The organism is Kitasatospora sp. NPDC057692 (genome assembly GCF_042799475.1).
GTDB lineage: Bacteria > Actinomycetota > Actinomycetes > Streptomycetales > Streptomycetaceae > Kitasatospora.
In genome coordinates this window covers 18,480-38,415 of the sequence record NZ_JBHVIV010000082.1, presented here as the reverse complement: position 1 = coordinate 38,415, position 19,936 = coordinate 18,480, and the positions used below count along the sequence as shown (strand labels likewise).

The window sequence follows — 19,936 nt, the reverse complement described above, 5'->3', positions numbered from 1 at the left end:
AGAAGATCACCGTGTACGTGTCCGCCGAGGAGCTGATGGACCTGGAGCACACCCGGCTGGTGCTCCGCGGCGAGCACGGCCTGGCGGTGGACCGCGGCCGGATCGTCCGGGAGGCCATCGCGGTGGTGCTGGCGGACCTGGAGCAGCGCGGCGAGGCGAGCATCCTGGTGCGGCGGCTGCGCGGGCGCTGAGCGCGCACTCCGGGGCCGCGGGGGGTCCGGGGTCGTTCGGTGCGGTGCCGCGTCCGCGGTGCGCCGCGGCGGTCGGGCCGGGGAGGCCCGGCGTGTCGGCGGGCCCCGGTGCGGGGCGGGCGGCGCGGTCGGGTGAAGATGGACCGTCATGCCGAGTACGCCCGAGAACCCCGTCGTCGACCGGACCGCCGTAGCGGCGGCCGGGCCGGGTGCGCCGGAGGACGGGCCGCAGGGCGGGCTGCAGGGCGGCTTCCGGGTTCGGCTGGACAACTTCGAGGGCCCGTTCGACCTGCTGCTGAGCCTGATCGCCAAGCACCGGATGGACGTCACCGAGATCGCGCTGGCGACGGTCACCGACGAGTTCATGGCGCACATCCGCGCGATGGGGCCGGACTGGGACCTCGACGCGGCGACCGAGTTCCTGGTCGTCGCCGCCACTCTCCTCGACCTCAAGGCGGCCCGGCTGCTGCCCGCCGCGGAGGTCGAGGACGAGGAGGACCTCGCCCTGCTGGAGGCGCGCGACCTGCTCTTTGCCCGGCTGCTCCAGTACCGGGCCTACAAGCGGGCGGCGGCGCTGTTCGGCGAGCGCTGGGCCACCGAGCTGCTGCTGCGGCCGCGCACCGTCGGCCTGGAGCCGCGGCAGGCCGAGCTGCTGCCCGAGGTCGTGATCGGCGTCGCCGCCGAGCGCCTGGCGGAGCTCGCCGCCCGGGCGATGGCGCCCAGGCCCGCGCCGGTCGTCTACGTCGACCACATCCACACCCCGCCGGTCAGCGTGCGCGAGCAGGCGGGCCTGGTGGCGGGGCTGCTGACCGAGCTGGGCGAGGCCACCTTCCAGCGGCTGGTCGCCGACGCCCCGGACACCATGGTCGTGGTCGCCCGGTTCCTGGCGCTGCTGGAGCTGTACCGGGAGCGGGTGCTCGCCTTCGAGCAGCCGGACGCGCTCGGTGAGCTGGTGGTGCGGTGGGTGGCGCAGGCGGACCGGGGCGCGGTCGAGGTGACGGACGAGTTCGACCGGCCGGCGGGCGAGGCCGCGGCGCGCGCGGCGAAGGGCGAGGAGGACGGGTGATGACGGCCGGGAACGGCGGTGCGGGTGGCGGACGGCCGGCCCGGCGGGCGCTCGGGCTGCCGGGGCGGCCGCGGGCCGGGGAGTGGCTGGAGCCGGCGCCGGAGGCGGGGCCCGTCGTGGTGCCAGCCGTGATGCCGGTGCCAGTGCCAGTGCCGGTGCCGGTCGCGGTGCCGCTGCCGGAGGTGGACGGAGGCCCCGGGCTGCGGGCCGAGCTGGAGGCGATCCTGATGGTCGTCGACGAGCCGGCCGGCGAGGCCCACCTGGCGTCGGTGCTGGAGCGGCCGTGCGCGGAGGTGGCCGCGGCGCTGCGCGAGCTGTCCGCCGAGTACACCGCCCAGGGGCGGGGCTTCGACCTGCGGCTGGTCGCCGGCGGCTGGCGGTTCTACAGCCGCGCCGCCTGCGCGCCGGCCGTCGACCGCTTCGTCCTGGACGGCCGGCAGGCCCGGCTGACGCAGGCCGCGCTGGAGACCCTGGCGGTGGTCGCCTACCGGCAGCCGGTGTCCAGATCGCGGGTCTCGGCCGTCCGCGGTGTGAACTGTGACGGCGTGATGCGTACCCTGGTACAGCGAGGACTGGTGGAAGAGGCCGGATCCGAGCCCGAAACAGGTGCGATCCTGTATCGGACGACGAACTACTTCCTGGAACGGATGGGGCTCCGCGGCCTGGACGAGCTGCCGGAGCTCGCTCCCTTCCTGCCCGAGGTCGACGACGTGGAAGCGGAGTCCCTGGAGGGCACGATGATCGCGGAGGCGGTCGCCGCCGCTGCCGTGCAGGCCGCGGACGGCAGTGGCGAGGCCGGTCGGGCTGCGCCCGATCGGTAGGGGGCGGTGAGGTCGGCCGAAACGACCGCACAGCCCAGACGGTAACGACGTACGGACACTTTGATGCGTAGCAGTGGCAACGGCAGGAACAGCAGCGGCGGCGGCAGCGGTCGCGGCGGACAGGGCGGGGGCGGCCGGGGCGGCTCCTACGGGGGCGGCTCGGGCCGCGGCGGCTCCGGCTCGCGCGGGGGTTCGCACGGCGGGTCCGGCGGCGGCCGGGGCGGCTCGGCACCGCGCGGCGGCTCGGGCTCGTACGGCCGCGACTCGGGCTCGTACGGCCGGGACGACCGGCGCGACGGCCGTCGGGACGACCGGCGCGACGACCGCCGCTACCCGGACCGCCCGCTGCGGCCCGAGGAGCGCAAGTACGACCGCCCCGAGTACGGCGGCGGCCCCAACGCCACCCCGGCCCGCGGCGGCTTCGCCGGCCGCCGCCCCGGCCCGGCCCCGCGGCCGCGCCGCGAGGGCCAGGGCGCCCCGGGCGACCCGCGCCGCCAGCCGCAGCGCTCGCGCGAGCTGCAGGCCCGGATCGAGGACGCCGTGCTGGCCCGGCACGACAAGCCGGCCGTGAAGCTGCCGAAGACCTTCGGCGAGCCCGAGGGCGAGCGCCTGCAGAAGGTGCTGGCCCGGGCCGGCATCGGCAGCCGCCGCGCCTGCGAGGAGCTGATCGAGCAGGGCCGGGTCGAGGTCAACGGCCAGCGGGTCACCGAGCAGGGCAAGCGGGTCGACCCGCAGAAGGACGAGATCAAGGTGGACGGCCTGACCGTCGCCACCCAGTCCTACCTGTTCTTCGCGCTGAACAAGCCGGCCGGCGTGGTCTCCACCATGGAGGACCCGGACGGCCGCCAGTGCCTCGGCGACTACGTGACCAACCGCGAGACCCGGCTCTTCCACGTCGGCCGCCTGGACACCGAGACCGAGGGCATCATCCTGCTCACCAACCACGGTGAGCTGGCCCACCGCCTCACCCACCCCCGGTACGGCGTGACCAAGACCTACCTGGCCGCCATCCAGGGGCCGATCCCGCGCGACCTGGGCAAGCAGCTCGCCAAGGGCATCGAGCTGGAGGACGGCTACGCCCGCGCCGACAGCTTCAAGGTCGTCTCGAACGTCGGCAAGAACTACCTGGTCGAGGTGACCCTGCACGAGGGCCGCAAGCACATCGTCCGCCGGATGCTGGCGGAGGCGGGCTTCCCGGTCGAGAAGCTGGTGCGCACCCACTTCGGTCCGATCGCGCTCGGCGACCAGAAGTCCGGCTGGCTGCGCCGGCTGACCAACCCCGAGGTCGGCCAGCTGATGCGCGAGGTCGGGCTGTAACAGCCGCCCCCGGAGGGCCTCCCCGCCGAACGGCGGGGAGGCCCTCCGTCGTTCGGCGGGTCCTGCTGTGAAGCGGGCCGCATCGGCGGTGATCACCTTGTCAGCCCGATGATCCGTGGCCGAGGATTGCCACCTGCCCACGACCCGCCCGGTGGCGGGACTGCGCCACCCGGCGCGGGGCGAGAGGCGAACGGGGAGCGACGCCGTGTCCGATGCACCACTCAGCGCTCTGGGACTGGCCGGCCCGGACGGGCGGGTCTACGCGGCGCTGGTGGCCAACCCGCAGTCGACGGCCGAGGACCTCGCCGGGCTCTGCGACCTGACCGTCCAGCAGAGCATGCGGGCCCTGGACCGGCTCGCCCAGCAGGGCATGGCCACCCGGGCCCCGGTGGACCGGCAGCGGTTCCTGCCGGTCGCCCCGGACGTCGCCATCGGCACGCTGATCGGCCACCGGGAGTCCGAGCTGCGGCACGCCCGGGCCGAGATGCACCGGCTGATGGACGCCTTCCGGGAGGCCTCGCGCTACACCGACCCGGCGCACTCGGTCGAGGTGCTGACCGGGGGCGAGGCGATCGCCCAGCGGCTGGAGCACATCACCGGGACCAGCCAGTACCAGATCCGCGGCTTCGACTGCCCGCCCTACATCCAGGACCCGGTGGCCAACATCCCGCTGCAGCGGCAGCGGCTGAAGGAGGGCGTGCGGTTCCGGACCGTCTACGACCGGGAGGCGGTGGCCTGGCCGGGCCGGCTGGAGAAGAACATCCTGGTCGGGGTCGCCGACGGCGAGGAGGCCCGGGTCCGGCCGGTGCTCCCGATGAAGATGGTCATGTCGGACGACCGGATGGCGATCATCCCGATCAGCGTCGGCGACAGCGTCCTCGACGCCGCCTACGTCATCCACCCCTCGGCCCTGCTCCAGGCGCTGGACACGCTGTTCGAGGCCGAGTGGGAGCGCGCCGTCCAGTTGCAGGCCGCGATCGGCGCGGTGGACGGGGCGCTGGAGCCGGAGGCCGACCACCGCAAGCTGCTCGGGCTGCTGGCGGCCGGCCTCACCGACGAGTCGATCGCCCGCTCGCTGGGCTGGAGCGCCCGGACCACCCAGCGCCGGCTCCAGTCGCTGATGCGCGAGCTGGGCGCCACCACCCGCTTCCAGGCCGGTATGGCGGCCCGGGAGCGGGGCTGGCTGTAGCGGCGGCGGGACCGGCCGCGGACGCGCCGGGCCGGTGCCGGGGCGTCAGCTCCAGGGGGAGAGGGACGCCCAGCGGCCGTCCGGGCCGCGCTCGACCTTCTCCAGGCCGAGCACCGCCGTGCGGTTCAGCCGACCGTAGATGTGCGGGAACAGCACACCGGGGGTGGCCCCGGGCGGCGGTGCGCCGTGCGGGGCCTCCCACTTGACCATCGGTTCCACCAGCGACTCCTCGATCAGCAGCACCATCAGCGGTTCGCGGGCGTCGGCGAAGAAAGCGTTGGCCACGGCCAGCGCGGTCTGCTCGTCCGCCGAGCAGTGGATGAACCCGTCGGTGAGCAGCGAGGCGGTCGCGTACGGCCGGCCCGGGTCGGCCAGCCAGTCGTCCAAGGGGGCGAGGTGCAGGATCATGCTCCTGTTGTACCCGCTCCGGCCGGGCCCGGACGGTCGCCCGGGCGGCGGTTCGCACGCCCGGGCCCGGGCGGAGGTTCGTACGCCCGGGCCCGGCCGGTGCTCAGAGGCCCGCCACCTTCCCGGAGGCGGAGACCTCGTACACCAGGGTGAGCGTGCGGCGGGCGCCCGGCCCGAGCGGGACGTCCCAGCGGACGATGCCCTCGGCGTCGAAGGCGTCCGGCGCGGGTGAGCACTCCTCCTTGCGCAGCCGCACCTCCACCGCGGACACCTCGGAGACCGGCACCCGCTCGCGCACCGCGACCAGCTGCTCGTCCCGCTCCTCCGGGCCGGAGAACCGCGACAGGTGCAGCCGCACCGTGCGGGTGGTCACCGAGCGCTGGCTCAGCCCGGCCGTCGAGCGCCGCTCGTCGGTCTCGCGGACCACCCGGTAGCCGTCCGAGCTGCCGAAGGACAGCTCCACGTCGGTGCCCGGCGCCGTGAACGGCAGCCGTCCGCGCCCGGTGAACCCGCTGCCGCGGACCAGCTCGACCGGTCCGGCGAGCAGCGGGTGCCCGGCCGTGTTGCGGAACCGGACCACCTGGGTGACCAGCGGCGACAGCTCCGGCGCGCAGGCGTACTCGCTGTGCGCGGGCCCCTCGGAGGAGCCCAGCGGGACCCGGTGCGCCCGTCCGTCGGAGGGCACGGTGGCCGGCGCCGGGGCGGTCAGCACCCGCACCTCGCCGCCGTCGTCCACGCCCGGCAGCACGCCGTCCGGGCGCAGCTCGGAGATCGTCTCCTCGCGCAGCTCGACCTCGACGGTGCGCCGCTCCTCGGAGGTGCGCTCGCGCAGGGTCAGCACGTCCTCGGCGAGCGCGGGCGGCTCGGTGGCGAGGGCGGAGCGGGCGGTGGAGAAGGTGAGCCGGGCGCCGGTCCAGGCCTCGCCGGTCCGCTGCCAGACCACCGCCTCGGACTCCAGTCGCAGCACGCCCCCGGCCAGGGTCGCCCGGTAGGACGGCCGCCAGAGCGCGCAGGGCACCAGGTGGCTCACCGCCAGCCGGGCGGGCCCGGCCTCCCGGGCCTCGACGGTCAGGTCGAGGTGGGCGACCAGCTCGGCGGGCTGCTCCTCGGCCTCCTCGACGGCGGTGAGCGCCGCGGCGCGTTCCCGCTCCAGCGCGCGCAGCCGGGAGCGGGTGGCGCGCAGCTCCTCGCCGGCGCGCTCGCGCCCGGCGTCGACCCGGTCCAGCTCGCGGTGCCAGCGGACGCGTTCGACCTCGCCGACGCCGGCGCCCTCGCCGACCTCGCGCAGCAGGTCGGCGGAGAGCTGGGCGAGCAGCGCCAGCCGGGCCTCCAGCCGGTCGGCCAGTTGCTCCTCGGCGCGGCGGCGCTCGTCCAGCGCGTGCAGCCGGTGGCGAAGCTCGGAGTCCTCCGGGCCGGGCGGCAGCGGGGCGCGCGGCGTCCAGGCGCGGGTGATCCGGGCGTCCAGGACGCGCACGCCCGGGGTGTCGGACTCGGCGCGCAGCGTGCGGTCGACGGCGAGCGCGGTGAGCGGGCCCAGGCGCAGCCGCTGGACGCCGGCGGTGAGCTCGGCGGTGGCGGTGCGGTCGACCTGGGCGCGGTCCTCCAGACAGGTGACGGCGGTGACGGGCAGCGGCGTCGCGGGCCGTGGGGTGACGGGGAGGGGGGTGACGGTCATCGTTCAGTTCCTCCGGTTTCCGCCGACGATGGCCTTTCCGGCCGGGATCCTGATCTGGTAGCCGGCGTCCAGCTCGGCCCGGCCGCCGGGGGGCAGCTCGACCCGTCGGAGCCGGGTGCTGGGCGGGCACTCGGTGGACGGTTCGTCCGGTGCGTGCCAGCCGGGGCGTTCCTCGATCCGGATGTCGGCGTCGGAGCTGACCGGCACCCGTTCGCGGACCTCGACGGTGACCGGGCGGCCGAGCCGGTTGGCCAGTTCGACGTGCACCCGGTGGTCGAGCACGGTGCTGCTGTTCAGCATGCCCGCGGTGGACTCGCGCAGCTCGGTACGGCGCGTCACCTCGACCGACTCGGCGACACCGATGCCCAGTCGGCGCACACCGCCGGGGGCGAGGGTGGGCAGGGCGGCGGTGAGCAGGAACCGGTCGTCGACGGTCACCTCGACCGGTCCGGCGAGCACGGCCTGCGCGCTGTCGTTGGCGATCACCAGGGTGGCGTAGACCCGCTCCTCGACCGCGGGCACGGTGACGTACTCGGGGCTCACGCGCACCGGGATCTCGCCGATGGTGACGGTGTGCCAGGTGGCGTCGGAGGGGAGGTCGGCGGGCGCGGCGGCGTCGAAGCGGTGGTCGAAGGAGCCGGCCGAGACGCGCGGCGGCACGGCGTGGTGCGGCAGCGGGAGGCCCGGCAGCCCGGGGGCCGGGCGGGCGGCGGCGGGTCGGCGGTGCGCCCGGAGCGGCGGGTGGTGCAGGGTGCCGCGGCGGCCGGGGGCGGCGTCCGGGCCGGAGAGCTCCAGCACGGGGTAGTCGAGCAGCTGCTCGTCCGGGACCGGCGGGCCGGACGGGGCGGTGGGCGGGGCGGGGGCGACCCGCCTGGCGCGGACCTCCTCGCCGAAGCCCGGGCCGGCGCCGCCGGGGGCGGGCGGCGGTGCGCCGTAGCCGGCGAAGGCGGCCTGCTCGGCCTGTCCGAACGGCTCGATGCTCTCGAACGGCTCGAACGGCTCGAACGGCTCGTCGGCGGAGCGCAGGCCGCCGCGGGCGCGGGCGCGGGCGGGCCCCCCGGGGGGCCGCGGGGCCGCGGCCGGCGGCGGGAGCGGGGCCGCGGCGGCGACGGGGGCGACCGGGACGGAGAGCCGGGGTTCGGCGGCGAACGTGCCACCGCCGGCGGCGCCGCCGAGCAGCCGGCCGGGTTCGATCGGCGCCGGGCCGGCCGCGTCGTAGCCGGTGAACAGGTCGGCCAGGCCGGCCGGGGGCTCGCGCCAGCCGGAGGGCGGCGGGGGCGGCTGGCTGCGGCCGATCCGCAGCGAGCGCAGCCTGGGCAGGTCGGTGCGGCGGTCGAGGTCGGCGGTGGAGAGGGCGAGGCGCACGCCGGTCCAGTCCTCGCCGGTCTGCTGGGCGACCGAGGCGCGCAGCAGGAGGTGGCCGGTGTCGGCGCCCTGGCGGTAGGAGAGCCGGTACGAGGGCACCCAGCGGGCGGTCCGGACGGTGTACTCCAGTTCGATGTCCAGCTCGGTGGGGGCGTCCTCGGGAGCGGCGGGGGCGGTGAGGGTGAGCAGGGCGGTGGTCGTGGTCTCGACGGGCTCGTGCCACCCGTCGGGGGACAGCCGGGCGACCTCCTCGTTGAGCACCAGGATCTCGTGGTCGGCGAGTTCCAGCTCGCGGTTCAGCCGCCCGGCGCGCTCGTGGAGGGCGGTGAGGCGCTCGTCGACGAACTCGGCCAGCTCCAGCCAGGCGTCGGCGGGGGTGCGGCGCAGCGGTTCGTCGCGTCGGCGGGGCGGCGGGACGGCGCGCAGCGCGGCGGTCTCGGCGATGGCGGCGAGGACCCGGCGGTGCTGCTCGCGCAGGGCCGCGCCGTGCTCCTCGGCGGCCTCCAACCGGTGGCGCAGCTCGGGCAGTTCGGAGGGCTCGCGGAGTTCGGCGACGGCTTCCAGACGGGCCTCGGTGACGGCGGTGCCGGCCGGGCCCGCGAGGACGCGGGCGCGCAGTGAGCGCTCGTCGAGCCCCTCGGGCAGGCCGGTCAGCCGGAGCCGTCCGCCCGGGGGCAGGGCCGTCCGGGCCCGGCGGCGGCAGACCGCGCCGACGGCGTGGACGACCACGGCGTCCAGCACCGAGGGCACGGTGGGGACGGTGGCCCGGTCGGTGGTGCTGTCGGTGGTGCTGTCGTCGTGCGGTCGATGCTGGTCGCTGCTGTGTTGATCGTTCACCCGGCCAACCCCTTCGTCGCGTACCGTCGGCGGCCCATCCTGCCGTGCGGCGGCGCCCGCGTCGCCGGTGTTCCCCGTGCGCGGCGTGCGGGCGGCGCGGCGGGCGCCCGGTGGCGCGGGCCGCGTGAGGGGGGACGGTCGGGGGCGGCGGTGCGGTTGCGGCACGGGCGGTGGCGGTGATGGGGGAGGATGGGGGCGATCCGTCCCCCGTCCCCGCAGTCGCCGCGTCCCGCGCGGTTCCGTGAGGAGAGCCACCCCGCCATGCGTACAGCCGCCGTCGTCGGTACCGGACTCATCGGCACCTCCGCCGCGCTCGCCCTCACCGGACGGGGCCTGACCGTCCATCTGGAGGACGCGGACCCGGACGCCGCCCGCACCGCCGCCTCGCTGGGGGCCGGGACCACCGAGCCCGCGGACGGGCCGGTCGACCTCGCGATCATCGCCGTCCCGCCCGCGCTGGTCGGCAAGGTGCTCGCCGACTGCCAGCGCCGCGGCCTGGCGCGCAGCTACACCGACGTCGCCAGCGTGAAGGCCGGCCCGCGGGCCGAGGTCGCCGCGCTCGGCTGCGACACCGTCCACTACATCGGCAGCCACCCGATGGCCGGGCGGGAGCGGTCCGGCCCGCTGGCCGCCCGCGCGGACCTCTTCGAGGGCCGGCCCTGGGTGCTCACGCCGACCCCCGACACCGACACCGAGACGCTGAACGCCGTCCTCGAACTGGTCGCGCTCTGCGGCGCCGTGCCGATCGTCATGGACGCCGCGGCGCACGACCGCGCGGTCGCCCTGGTCTCGCACGCTCCGCAGCTGCTCTCCTCGCTGGTCGCCGCCCGGCTGGAGAAGGCCGACGAGACCGCCATAAGGCTCTCCGGCCAGGGTGTGCGGGACGTGACCCGGATCGCCGCCTCCAACCCCGCGATGTGGGTCGACATCCTCTCCGCCAACGCCGGCGCGGTCGCCGACGTGCTGGAGGAGGTGGCCACCGACCTCGGCGAGACCGTCACGGCGCTGCGCGCCCTGCAGGCCGCCGAGGAGGCCGAGCGGCGCGGTGGCGCGGCGGGCATCGAGGCGGTCATGCGGCGCGGCAACACCGGCCAGGCCCGGATCCCCGGCAAGCACGGCGCCCCGCCCACCCGGTACGAGACGGTCGCCGTGGTCCTCGGGGACCAGCCCGGTGAGCTGGGCCGGCTGTTCGGCGAGGTCGGTGCGGCGGGCGTGAACATCGAGGACGTCGTCATCGAGCACTCCACCGGGCAGCAGGTGGGCTTCGTGCAGCTGTCGGTGGCCCCGGGGGCGGTGCGGCCGCTGACGGCGGCGCTGCGGGCGAGCGGGTGGAGCGTCCGGGACTGACGGGTGCCCGTCGGTCGGTCTGTCGGGCCGGCCGGCGGCGGCCGGGAAGGCGGGCCGGGGTCCGGTTCGGGCCGGGGCGGAGTCGGCCGGTCACCGGCGGGTCCGGGTCGGTCGGCGGTCCATTAACCTTGGGGGAGACCATCCCCGGCTTCCCCGCAGTGCGGGTTGCCATGTTCAGAGATCAGAGAGAGGTTCGCGCCGTGGACACTGCCGACCGAGCGCACGCCCCGGTCGTCGTCGCCATCGACGGACCCTCCGGCTCCGGCAAGTCGACCGTCTCCCGGGCGGTCGCCGCCCGGCTGGGCCTGAGCTTCCTGGACACCGGTGCCATGTACCGGGCGATGACCTGGTGGATGCTGGCCAACGGCGTCGACGTGAACGACCCGGAGGCGGTGGCCGTCGCGTGCGGCAAGCCGGTCATCGTGTCCGGCACGGACGCGGACGGCCCGACCATCACCGTCGACGGCCGGGACGTCGCCGCCCCGATCCGGGGCCCCGAGGTGACCGCGCACGTCAGCGCCGTCGCCGCGGTGCCGGCGGTGCGGGCCCGGCTGGTGGAGCTGCAGCGCGGCTGCGCCGCGGTCGCCGCCCGTGGCATCGTCGCCGAGGGCCGGGACATGGGGAGCGTGGTGTTCCCGGACGCCACCGTCAAGATCTTCCTGACCGCCTCCGAGACGGCCCGCGCCGAGCGCCGGGCCGCCGAGCTGCGGGCCAAGGGCGTGGACGAGGCGATCATCACCGCGATGGCCGCCGACCTCGCGCGCCGGGACGCGGCGGACTCCTCGCGGGCGACCGCCCCGCTCGCCCAGGCCGCGGACGCGGTCCTGGTGGACACCAGCGCGCTCAGCCTGGAGCAGGTGATCGACCGGATCACCGCGCTGGTGGCGGAGCGGGCCGGGGCCGCGCTCTCGGCCGCCTGAGAACGGCCGGGAACGACCGGGAACGGCTGGGAACGACCGAGGATGCCGGTGGACGGCTGAGAGCCGTCCGTCGGGCTGATCATCCGATGAACAGGGTGCCGTGGTGGCACCCGGAACCATTCGCGCTGCCCCGGAGGGGCAGGTACGCACGGCACGTCCCTGGGAAGGGCCGGGCCGGGAAACGGACAGTACGAACATGACCGCAGAGCACTCCACCGCCGGCCACGGCGAGCTGGACGCCTCCGAGTACGCCGAGTTCATGGCGCTCGCCGCCGAGGAGGGCTTCGACCTCGACGACGTCGACGGCCTCGGTGACGGCAGCCACGTCCCGCTGCCGGTGCTGGCCGTCGTCGGCCGCCCGAACGTCGGCAAGTCGACCCTGGTGAACCGCATCATCGGCCGCCGCGAGGCCGTCGTCGAGGACAAGCCCGGTGTCACCCGCGACCGGGTCACCTACGAGGCCGCCTGGAACGGCCGCCGCTTCAAGGTCGTCGACACCGGCGGCTGGGAGATCGACGTCCTCGGCATCGACGCCATGGTCGCCGCCCAGGCCGAACTCGGCATCGAGCAGGCCGACGCGGTCCTGTTCGTCGTCGACGCCACCGTCGGTGCCACCGACACCGACGAGGCCCTGATCAAGATCATCCGCCGGGCCGGCAAGCCGACCGTGCTCTGCGCCAACAAGGTCGACGGCCCGTCCACCGAGGCCGAGGCCGCCTACCTCTGGTCGCTCGGCCTCGGCGAGCCGTTCCCCGTCTCCGCCCTGCACGGCCGCGGCTCCGGCGACCTGCTCGACGCCGTGATGGCCGCGCTGCCCGAGGCCCCGCCGCAGACCTTCGGCGACGCCGCCCCCGGCGGCCCGCGCCGCATCGCGCTGATCGGCCGGCCGAACGTCGGCAAGTCCAGCATGCTCAACAAGGTCGCCGGCGAGGAGCGGGTGGTCGTCAACGAGCTGGCCGGCACCACCCGTGACCCGGTCGACGAGCTGATCGAGCTCGGCGGCAAGACCTGGAAGTTCGTCGACACCGCCGGTATCCGCCGCAGGGTCCACCTGACCGTGGGCGCCGACTTCTACGCCTCGCTGCGCACCGCCGCCGCGCTGGACAAGGCCGAGGTCGCGGTCGTCCTGGTGGACGCCAGCGAGACCCTCGCCGAGCAGGACACCCGGATCATCTCGATGGCCGTCGAGGCCGGGCGCGCCGTCGTCATCGCCTACAACAAGTGGGATCAGCTCGACGAGGAGCGCCGCTACTACCTGGAGCGCGAGATCGAGCGCGACCTCGTCCAGGTGCAGTGGGCCCCGCGCGTCAACGTCTCGGCGAAGACCGGGCGCCACATGGAGAAGCTCGTCCCGGCGATCGAGACCGCGCTGGAGGGCTGGGAGACCCGCATCACGACCGCGCGGCTGAACGCCTTCCTCGGCGAGCTGGTGGCCGCCCACCCGCACCCGATCCGCGGCGGCAAGCAGCCGCGCATCCTGTTCGGCACCCAGGCGGGCATTCGTCCGCCGCGCTTCGTGCTGTTCGCCTCGGGCTTCCTGGAGGCGGGCTACCGCCGGTTCGTCGAGCGCCGGCTGCGTGAGGAGTTCGGCTTCGTCGGCACGCCGATCTCGATCTCGGTGCGGGTGCGGGAGAAGCGCAAGAAGAAGTAGGGGTAGCAGGAGCAGACGGTGCGCAAGGGCCCCGTCGGCCGGTCTCGGGACCGGGCGGCGGGGCCCTTGCGCTGTGTGCCTTGCGCTGTGTGCCTTGCGCTGTGTGCCTTGTGCCCTGTGCCCTGTGCCCTGCGCCTTGTGCTGCGGTGCGCGGGACCCGGTCAGTGGTGCTCGCCGCTGCGGCCCGGCGGGAGGGAGAGCAGGCTGCGGTGGCGGCCGCCGCCGGTGGTGCCCCGGTCGCCCGCGCCGAAGGCGGTGCCCACGGCCGGGGCGGGTGCCGGGACCGGCACCGTCACCGGGGCCGGCGCGGGGACGTGCGCGGACACCGGCGGCGGGACGGTGCCGAGGTAGCCGGCGGCGACCCAGCCCTGGCCGGCGCCCGCGTGGCCGGTGCCGGTCTGACCGCTGCCCGCGTGGCCGGCCGAATGCGGGCTCGTCGGGGCGCCCGGCGGTCGGCCGGGGGAGGGGGCGGCCTGGAAGCCGGTGGTGTACGGGCTCGCCGGGTGGCCGGCGGTGTGGCTCGCGTGGGCGGGGCCGTGGTCGTGCGGGTGGCCCGGGTGGCCGGGGTTGCCCGGGTGGGGGGCGCCGCCGGTGTGCGCGAAGCCCTGGTCCGACTGCCCGGAGTGGTCGGCTCCGCCCGGCCGGCCGGGCATGAACTGCGGGATGCCGATCGCCTGGCCCGCGTAGGTGTGGAAGGACTGGTGCTGCGGCGGGTACGGGCGGGGGTCGGTGCGCGTCGGGGCGGCGTCCCGGACGGCGAAGCCGGTGAACGCCAGCTCCTCCTCGCCGGAGCGGTCGCCTGGCAGCGCGCGGAAGAGCCGGCGGTACTCGGAGTACAGCTCGTCGTAGATCGGCGTCGCCGAGTGCGGGTGCTCCGCGTCGTACGAGGGGCGCATGCCCGGGATCGCGCGGGAGGCGGTGGTGGACCGCCGGGGGGCGGCGGGGCCGTCGTAGCTGTACACGCAGGGCCCAACGAGCGAGGGCGCCGGGGGATGCGGGTGGGCGGACGCGGGCGCGGGCACGGCCGTGGCCGCGGGGCCGGTCGGGAGGCGGCCCCGCGGCGGGGGACGGGGTGGGGCGGGGGTGCGGGCGGTACGGTCGACCCGCTCGCGGCTCAGGTGCCGGCGAGCGGGAGGGAGGCGGCGACCACCTGACCCAGCGCCACCGCCCGCTCCAGGGCCTGGCGCAGCAGGTCCTCGCGCGGCTGTCGGCCCACCGTCCCGGCAGGGACCGCGTACATGGTGACCTCGCCGAGCTGGTTGGCGGCGAACCGCCAGGCGTCGGTCACCTGGAGCGGCTGGTGGGCCTGCCACCAGCCGGTGCTGCCCCCGGCCGCCGCGGGCTGGAGGATCGCGTGCAGCTTGCCCATCGCGACCAGCACGGACCAGCCGGGCAGCTGGTCCGGCGTCTTGTCGAGGTCGAGGACCGGCTGGAAGCCCGCGTCCTGGAGCAGGTCGAGGAACTCGTCCTCGCCGGTGGTGTTGCCCGGTCGGCCGACCGGCCCGGTCGGCTCGACGACCAGCGAGGCGTGACCGGCGTCGCCGTGCAGGACCAGCCCGCAGGTGATGCCGAGGATCGCGGCCTGGCCGGGAGCGCCGGGCCGGCCGGCGTTCGGGGTGGGGGCCGGGGCCGGTGCGGGGACCGAGGGCTGCGGGTGGGCGGCGGCGTCCGGCCCGAAGGCGGGGTCGCCCTGGGCCTGGCTGATGCTGCGGACGGCGCCCGCCAACTGCTCCTCCGAGACCGGGACCACCTGGGAGGGGATGCAGCGGGCGTGCGCGAAGGCCAGCACCGCGGTCTCCTCGCCGACGAACAGCACGGTGCTGGTGGGCTCCTGGAACGCGTCGCCGGGGGTGCGGCAGGAGGTGCACTCGTAGCTGTCGGGCGCGTGGGCGCCGCCGAGCAGGCGGTCGGCCTCGTCGTCGCCGATCTCGGAACGGACCTCGTCGCTGACGTCGAGCATGCGCGGCACTGGGTGTCTCCTCGGTGCGGTGTCGGGGGTCGGAGGGGGCGGGCGGACGGGCGGGCGGAGAGCCGGTTCCGTTCGAGCCGGCGGCGGGTTCGGCCCGGCCGCCCTTTCCAACGGGCCCTTGTGGCAGGGGTCACGGGTGGGGGGTCGGGGTGACGGGAATTGCCTCGGATTCGATCGCGGAGGGTGCTGAAGGCATCGCAATGTGTCGATCTCGGTGGCGGGACTGCCGGAATCGAAGTGTGAGGTGAGCCACGGCCTGCGGATGTTTGATCTAGGAAATGACGCCTAAAACGGACAATTGGGGCGCGAATGTCGGGAGGTTACCGCCGGTAATGCCCTGCTGAGCTGGGGAGACCCGTCATTGTTTGGATCCCCGGCGGCCGACTCGTAGCTTCTTTGGCGGTGCAACGAGCACCACCCGGGTTCACCCCCGACGCACAGCCCGCCGGTTCGCCGGCGCCGGCCGTGCCCGCCGATGCGACCGCTCGAACAGGTCGCCGGTGCGTGGCGGGTGGCCAGGGGCGGCGCGGGACGTCCGACACGTCTCCGGCCGCCCGACGGACGCGGTGAGCGATTCCAGTCCTCTTCCAGGGCTTGGTTCCGCATGCCCGCCCGGGGCTGTCGAGAGGAACCCCATGACCTTCCGTAACGAGCTCGCCGCTGCCACCACCACCTCCGCCACCAAGCGCAACCGCGTCCGGATGGCTGTCGTGGCGGGCGCCGCTGTCGCGGCCCTGCCGGTGGCCGGCCTCGTCACGGCCACCTCGGCCTCCGCCGCCTCCGTGTCGACCTGGGACGCCGTCGCCCAGTGCGAGAGCGGTGGCAACTGGGCCATCAACACCGGCAACGGTTTCTACGGCGGTCTGCAGTTCACCTCCAGCACCTGGGCCGCCTTCGGCGGCACCGCCTACGCCCCGCAGGCCAACCTGGCCACCAAGGCGCAGCAGATCGCCGTCGCCGAGAAGGTCCTGGCCTCGCAGGGCCCGGGCGCCTGGCCCGTCTGCTCCGTCAAGGCCGGTCTGACCAAGGGCGGCGCCGCCGCCGCGGTCGACACCTCCGCCCCGGCGGCCACCGCCCCCGCCGCCAAGCCGGCCGCCCCGGCCGCCACCCCGAAGCCGGCCGCGCCGAAGGCCGCCGAGGCTCCGAAGGCCGCCCCGAAGGCCGCCGAGGCCCCCAAGGCCGCCGCCGCTCCGAAGGCCGCCGAGGCCCCCAAGGCCGCGAAGGCGGACAAGGGCTGGACCGCGAAGGCTGCCAAGCAGGCCAACGGCTCCTACACCGTCAAGGCCGGCGACACCCTGAGCACCATCGCCGCCGCGCAGGGCGTCGACTGGCACGACCTGTACACCAAGAACGCCAAGGTCATCGGTGCCAACCCGAACCTGATCTTCCCGGGCCAGACCCTCGCCGTCTGATCCGTCTGATCCGTCCGGCCCGACCGGTCCTTCTGGTCCGACCGGCTGGACCGGGCCGTCCGGGCCATCCGGGCCGACCGGTTCCTCGGCCGCCTTCCCGCCGCACGGTGGGGAGGCGGCCGTCGGCGTGCGGGCCGCTCCCGCGTCCGGAGCCGTTGTCGGAGGCCTGCGCGAGGATGGGGGAGTGACCCAGGGCGAGTTGTTCGGCGGCCCCCACGATGCCGACCCCGGGCGCGGGCGTTCGGAGCCGGCGCCCGGCGCCGTGCTGCTCCCGGGCTGGCTGGACCCGGAGGCGCAGCGGCGGCTGGTCGACGCCTGCCGGGCGTGGGCCCGCCCGCCCGCGGGGATGCACACCGTCCGGATGCCCACCGGCGGGCTGATGTCCGTACGGATGGTCAGCCTGGGGTGGCACTGGTACCCGTACGGCTACTCCCGCGCCGCCGAGGACGGCGCGCCGGTCAAGCCGTTCCCGCCCGGGCTCGGGGAGCTGGCGCGGCGGGCGGTGGCGGAGGCGTACGGCGCGGCCGTCGGCGGGGTCGCGGGCGCGGCCGGCTACGCGCCGGACATCGCGATCGTCAACCACTACCCGCACGGCGCGCGGATGGGCCTGCACCAGGACCGCGACGAGCGGACGGACGCCCCGGTGGTCTCGCTCTCCCTCGGCGACACGTGTGTCTTCCGGCTCGGCAACACCGAGACCAGGACCAGGCCGTGGACCGATCTGGAACTGCGCAGCGGGGACCTGCTGGTGTTCGGCGGCCCGGCCCGGTTCGCGTACCACGGCGTGACGCGGACCCTGCCCGGGACGGCGGATCCGGCGCTGGGGCTGGGGCTGACCGGGCGGCTGAACATCACGGTGCGGCAGTCGGGGCTCTGAGGACGCCCTGCCGTGCGGGCGGTCTTCTCCGGTCCGCTCCGGTCCGATCCGGTCCTCCTGCGGTCTTCTCCGACCCCGCACCGGTGTTCTCCGACCCTCCTGCGGTGTGCGGCGGTGTCCCTCGCCGCGCCGCGGAGCGCCGTGTTCGACCTCGTTCGAGTGAATCGACGTTCGTGGCCCCTCGGTGGGGAATGCCCCGGCTCGCTGAAGAATTCGATTGAGCTGGAGAATTCGAGAGAACGGGTTGCGGCAGCCGGGCGGAAGACCTCCGGTCGGGCGGCGGCCCGGAGAGGACGTGTTCCATGGGTACCCCCGTCGACGATCTCGTCGCGCTGCTGGACCTTGAGCAGATCGAGCTGAACATCTTCCGCGGGCGCAGCCCCGAGGAGGCGCTGCAGCGCACGTTCGGCGGGCAGGTCGCCGGCCAGGCACTGGTCGCGGCGGGGCGCACCGTGGACGGTGACCGGCCGGTCCACTCGCTGCACGCCTACTTCCTGCGCCCCGGCGTGCCGGGCGTGCCGATCGTCTACCAGGTGGACCGGCTGCGCGACGGCCGCTCGTTCACCACCCGCCGGGTGCTGGCGATCCAGGGCGGCCGGTCGATCTTCGCGCTGACCGCCGACTTCCACGCCCCGGAGCCGGACAGCATCGAGCACCAGTTCCCGATGCCCGCGGTGCCGGCCCCCGAGACGCTGCCCAGTGCGCTGGACGAGGTCGGCTCCCGGCTCGGCGAGCTGCCCCCGTTCATCAGCCGGCGCCAGCCCTTCGACATCCGCTACGTCGACCGGCTGCGCTGGAGCACCGAGGAGCTCGCCGGCGTCGAGGCGCGCAGCGGCGTCTGGCTGCGGACCAACGGCGAACTGCCCGACGACCCGCTGATCCACGTGTGCGCGCTCACCTACGCGAGCGATATGACCCTGCTGGACGCCGTCCGTGCCCCCGTGGAGCCGCTCTGGGGCACCCGCCACTTCGACATGGCCTCCCTCGACCACGCGATGTGGTTCCACCGCCCCTTCCGGGCCGACGACTGGCTGCTCTACCAGCAGGAGTCCCCGATCTCCCACGGTGCCCGGGGCCTGGCGCGCGGGGAGATCTTCGACCGCAGCGGCCAGCTGGTGGTGTCGGTGGTGCAGGAGGGCCTGTTCCGCCGGATCAAGGACTGAGCGACCGAGGAGTCGGGTGGAACGGGTACGACCGGTGTGTTGCGCGGTATGACTGATACATCGAGCAATGTGACCGGCGCGTTGAGCGGTGTGCCGGTGCGTTGAGCGGTGTGACGGTCGTACGAAGGAATCCGGCGCAGGGAATGCCCGGCCCGGATGCCGGATGTTCGATGGAGTGACGGAGAACGGACGGCCCGCCCGGCGGGCCCTGGAGCACTGTGGGAGGGCGAGCCGATGACGGCGACGGCCGCGGAGGAATGGAAGCACTGGAGCGATCGGCGGACTGCGACGGTCAGCGCCCCGCACGGTCAGCTGGCGCTCACCGGCACGTACTGGCTGGAGCCCGAGCCCACGGAGATCCCCGGCCTGCCCGGGGCCTGGTGGACCGACGCGGAGGGGGTCCGGGTCCGCGTGGCGGCGTCCGACGGCCTGGTCGTCGCGAGGGCGGACGCTCCCGTCGACGGTGAGGCGCTGCTGCGTCCGGACACCGACCCGGCGGCGGACACCGCCTCGCTGGGCGGGCTGCTGCTGGTGCCGATCGAGCGCGAGGGCGAGCTGGCCTTGCGGGTCTTCGACCCCGAGGCGCCCCGGCGGGCCGCGTTCGCCGGGATCTCCGCCTATCCCTACGCGCCGGAGTGGGCCGTCCCCGCAGTCTTCACCCCGTTCGAGGAGCAGCAGGCGCAGTCCGTCGTCGTCCCGAACGCCGACGGCAAGGAGCGCCCGCTGTCCGTCGCCGGGCGGATCGAGTTCACCGTCGCCGGCGAGCACCGCACGCTGACGGTCAGCGGCTCGGCCGGCGGCCTGAGCGGTGTGATCGCCGACGCCACCAGCGGCCGGGACACCTATCGGTTCCGCTTCATCACGCTGCCCGCGCCGGACGAGGAGGGGCGGACGGTGCTGGACCTGAACCGCGCCTACCTGCCGCCGTGCGCCTTCGCGGACCACTTCATCTGCCCGTTCCCGCCGCCCGGCAACCGGCTGGACTTCGCGGTGGAGGCCGGCGAGAAGCAGGTCCTCACCCGGTAGCGCGGGGCACCACCCCGCGCCGCCCCGTCCCTGTGGCGCCACCCCCGTCGGTACCCCCCGGTACCGGCGGGGGTTCTCGTTGACAGCCCCTGTGGGGCGTGCCACCCTAATTAAGTAGCAAGCTATCTATGTTCTTTGAGGGGGAGCACGCCCATGTCCACCACCGCTCGCGTCCGGGTCACCGGGTTCCAGAGGTTCGGCAACAGGATGCTGGAGATCTTCCACGGGATAGGCCTGCCGGTCGGTCCGATGCGGCTGTTGAAGGTCAGGGGCCGCACATCCGGCCGGGAGTACACCAATCCGGTCGCTCCGGTGGAGGTCGACGGCGAGGTGTACATCCTCCAGGCGTTCCCCGGGTCGGACTGGGTGAGGAACGTCCGGGCGGCGGGGGAGGGGGTGCTGGTCCGCGGGCGCAAGGCGCGGCGGGTCGGGCTGGTGGAGGTGCCGCCGCACGAGCGCGGGCCGATCGTCCGCCGCTTCCCGATCCAGGTCCCGATGGGCGCGGGCATCTTCGTGAAGAACGGGGTGGTGCCGGACAGGCGCCCGGAGAGCTTCGAGCGGGCCGCGCGGGACATCCCGGTGTTCCGCGTCGTCCCGCGCTGAGCGGATACCCCCGCAGGGCGCCCGGTGTGCTCTCCCGGGCGCCCGGTGCGCTCGCCCGGGGCTGGTCACGACACCGCGGGGCCGGTCGCGACACCGGGC

General features: G+C 75.3%; 17 protein-coding genes and 1 pseudogene. 13 read left to right on the top strand and 5 right to left on the bottom strand.

What is annotated here, in order from left to right; all coding sequences use genetic code 11:
- The 5 genes and pseudogenes from ACFVFS_RS32990 to ACFVFS_RS32970 all read left to right on the top strand — a co-directional run.
- Positions 1–191: pseudogene (locus tag ACFVFS_RS32990) on the top strand (hypothetical protein); the annotation flags it as partial.
- A gap of 148 nt (positions 192–339) precedes the next feature.
- Positions 340–1,257: a segregation and condensation protein A gene (locus ACFVFS_RS32985; protein ID WP_380628536.1), complete on the top strand. Its 918-nt coding sequence runs from the start codon at positions 340–342 to the stop codon at positions 1,255–1,257.
- A gap of 227 nt (positions 1,258–1,484) precedes the next feature.
- Positions 1,485–2,078: an SMC-Scp complex subunit ScpB gene (locus ACFVFS_RS32980; RefSeq protein ID WP_380628537.1), complete on the top strand. Its 594-nt coding sequence runs from the start codon at positions 1,485–1,487 to the stop codon at positions 2,076–2,078.
- A 63-nt stretch (positions 2,079–2,141) separates the two neighbouring features.
- Positions 2,142–3,395 (top strand): pseudouridine synthase, encoded by a 1,254-nt coding sequence (locus ACFVFS_RS32975; protein WP_380628535.1) that lies wholly within the window; start codon positions 2,142–2,144, stop codon positions 3,393–3,395.
- Positions 3,396–3,600: 205 nt separating this feature from the next.
- Positions 3,601–4,584 carry a transcriptional regulator gene (locus ACFVFS_RS32970; RefSeq protein WP_380628534.1) on the top strand — a complete coding sequence of 328 codons (984 nt, stop codon included), beginning with the start codon at positions 3,601–3,603 and terminating at the stop codon, positions 4,582–4,584.
- 45 nt (positions 4,585–4,629) lie between these two features.
- On the opposite strand, the gene ACFVFS_RS32965 is transcribed toward ACFVFS_RS32970, so the two are convergent.
- The 3 genes from ACFVFS_RS32965 to ACFVFS_RS32955 form a co-directional block, all read right to left on the bottom strand.
- A complete protein-coding gene (locus ACFVFS_RS32965) occupies positions 4,630–4,992 on the bottom strand; it encodes a DUF952 domain-containing protein (protein WP_380628533.1) in 363 nt (120 codons plus the stop codon).
- Between the two features lie 103 nt (positions 4,993–5,095).
- The gene (locus tag ACFVFS_RS32960) at positions 5,096–6,667 is read right to left on the bottom strand and encodes a DUF4139 domain-containing protein (protein WP_380628532.1); all 1,572 of its coding nucleotides are present in this window, start codon (positions 6,665–6,667) and stop codon (positions 5,096–5,098) included.
- A gap of 3 nt (positions 6,668–6,670) precedes the next feature.
- Positions 6,671–8,869 carry a DUF4139 domain-containing protein gene (locus ACFVFS_RS32955; protein ID WP_380628531.1) on the bottom strand — a complete coding sequence of 733 codons (2,199 nt, stop codon included), beginning with the start codon at positions 8,867–8,869 and terminating at the stop codon, positions 6,671–6,673.
- 261 nt (positions 8,870–9,130) lie between these two features.
- Here ACFVFS_RS32955 and ACFVFS_RS32950 point away from each other — a divergent pair, with 261 nt between their 5' ends.
- From ACFVFS_RS32950 to der, 3 genes are all read left to right on the top strand, one after another.
- Positions 9,131–10,216 (top strand): prephenate dehydrogenase, encoded by a 1,086-nt coding sequence (locus ACFVFS_RS32950; protein ID WP_380628530.1) that lies wholly within the window; start codon positions 9,131–9,133, stop codon positions 10,214–10,216.
- 200 nt (positions 10,217–10,416) lie between these two features.
- The gene (gene cmk / locus ACFVFS_RS32945; RefSeq protein ID WP_380628529.1) at positions 10,417–11,136 is read left to right on the top strand and encodes a (d)CMP kinase; all 720 of its coding nucleotides are present in this window, start codon (positions 10,417–10,419) and stop codon (positions 11,134–11,136) included.
- 196 nt (positions 11,137–11,332) lie between these two features.
- Positions 11,333–12,787, top strand: a complete 1,455-nt coding sequence (gene der, locus ACFVFS_RS32940; protein ID WP_380628528.1) for a ribosome biogenesis GTPase Der — start codon at positions 11,333–11,335, stop codon at positions 12,785–12,787.
- Positions 12,788–12,948: 161 nt separating this feature from the next.
- Here the strand turns inward: der and ACFVFS_RS32935 are convergent, their stop codons facing one another.
- Together ACFVFS_RS32935 and ACFVFS_RS32930 are read right to left on the bottom strand one after the other, a co-directional pair.
- Positions 12,949–13,749, bottom strand: a complete 801-nt coding sequence (locus ACFVFS_RS32935; protein ID WP_380628527.1) for a hypothetical protein — start codon at positions 13,747–13,749, stop codon at positions 12,949–12,951.
- Positions 13,750–13,901: 152 nt separating this feature from the next.
- Positions 13,902–14,756, bottom strand: coding sequence for a hypothetical protein (locus ACFVFS_RS32930; RefSeq protein WP_380628526.1), 855 nt, complete (start codon positions 14,754–14,756; stop codon positions 13,902–13,904).
- 635 nt (positions 14,757–15,391) lie between these two features.
- Between ACFVFS_RS32930 and ACFVFS_RS32925 the strand changes: the two genes are divergently transcribed.
- The 5 genes from ACFVFS_RS32925 to ACFVFS_RS32905 all read left to right on the top strand — a co-directional run bounded on the left by ACFVFS_RS32925 (position 15,392) and on the right by ACFVFS_RS32905 (position 19,837).
- A complete protein-coding gene (locus tag ACFVFS_RS32925; protein WP_380628525.1) occupies positions 15,392–16,168 on the top strand; it encodes a transglycosylase family protein in 777 nt (258 codons plus the stop codon).
- A 184-nt stretch (positions 16,169–16,352) separates the two neighbouring features.
- Positions 16,353–17,045 carry an alpha-ketoglutarate-dependent dioxygenase AlkB family protein gene (locus ACFVFS_RS32920; RefSeq protein WP_380628524.1) on the top strand — a complete coding sequence of 231 codons (693 nt, stop codon included), beginning with the start codon at positions 16,353–16,355 and terminating at the stop codon, positions 17,043–17,045.
- 302 nt (positions 17,046–17,347) lie between these two features.
- Positions 17,348–18,208: an acyl-CoA thioesterase gene (locus tag ACFVFS_RS32915; RefSeq protein WP_380628523.1), complete on the top strand. Its 861-nt coding sequence runs from the start codon at positions 17,348–17,350 to the stop codon at positions 18,206–18,208.
- Positions 18,209–18,442: 234 nt separating this feature from the next.
- Positions 18,443–19,234 (top strand): DUF1684 domain-containing protein, encoded by a 792-nt coding sequence (locus ACFVFS_RS32910; RefSeq protein ID WP_380628522.1) that lies wholly within the window; start codon positions 18,443–18,445, stop codon positions 19,232–19,234.
- A 153-nt stretch (positions 19,235–19,387) separates the two neighbouring features.
- Positions 19,388–19,837, top strand: coding sequence for a nitroreductase/quinone reductase family protein (locus ACFVFS_RS32905; RefSeq protein WP_380628521.1), 450 nt, complete (start codon positions 19,388–19,390; stop codon positions 19,835–19,837).
- Positions 19,838–19,936: the final 99 nt, after the last annotated feature.

Bases quoted from the DNA above. Each gene is read 5' to 3' on its own strand.
- ACFVFS_RS32985 (WP_380628536.1), top strand. From the start codon at position 340: ATGCCGAGTACGCCCGAGAACCCCGTCGTCGACCGGACCGCCGTAGCG.
- ACFVFS_RS32980 (WP_380628537.1), top strand. From the start codon at position 1,485: ATGGTCGTCGACGAGCCGGCCGGCGAGGCCCACCTGGCGTCGGTGCTG.
- ACFVFS_RS32975 (WP_380628535.1), top strand. From the start codon at position 2,142: ATGCGTAGCAGTGGCAACGGCAGGAACAGCAGCGGCGGCGGCAGCGGT.
- ACFVFS_RS32965 (WP_380628533.1), bottom strand. From the start codon at position 4,992: ATGATCCTGCACCTCGCCCCCTTGGACGACTGGCTGGCCGACCCGGGC.
- ACFVFS_RS32960 (WP_380628532.1), bottom strand. From the start codon at position 6,667: ATGACCGTCACCCCCCTCCCCGTCACCCCACGGCCCGCGACGCCGCTG.
- ACFVFS_RS32950 (WP_380628530.1), top strand. From the start codon at position 9,131: ATGCGTACAGCCGCCGTCGTCGGTACCGGACTCATCGGCACCTCCGCC.
- der (WP_380628528.1), top strand. From the start codon at position 11,333: ATGACCGCAGAGCACTCCACCGCCGGCCACGGCGAGCTGGACGCCTCC.
- ACFVFS_RS32925 (WP_380628525.1), top strand. From the start codon at position 15,392: ATGACCTTCCGTAACGAGCTCGCCGCTGCCACCACCACCTCCGCCACC.
- ACFVFS_RS32915 (WP_380628523.1), top strand. From the start codon at position 17,348: ATGGGTACCCCCGTCGACGATCTCGTCGCGCTGCTGGACCTTGAGCAG.
- ACFVFS_RS32910 (WP_380628522.1), top strand. From the start codon at position 18,443: ATGACGGCGACGGCCGCGGAGGAATGGAAGCACTGGAGCGATCGGCGG.
- ACFVFS_RS32905 (WP_380628521.1), top strand. From the start codon at position 19,388: ATGTCCACCACCGCTCGCGTCCGGGTCACCGGGTTCCAGAGGTTCGGC.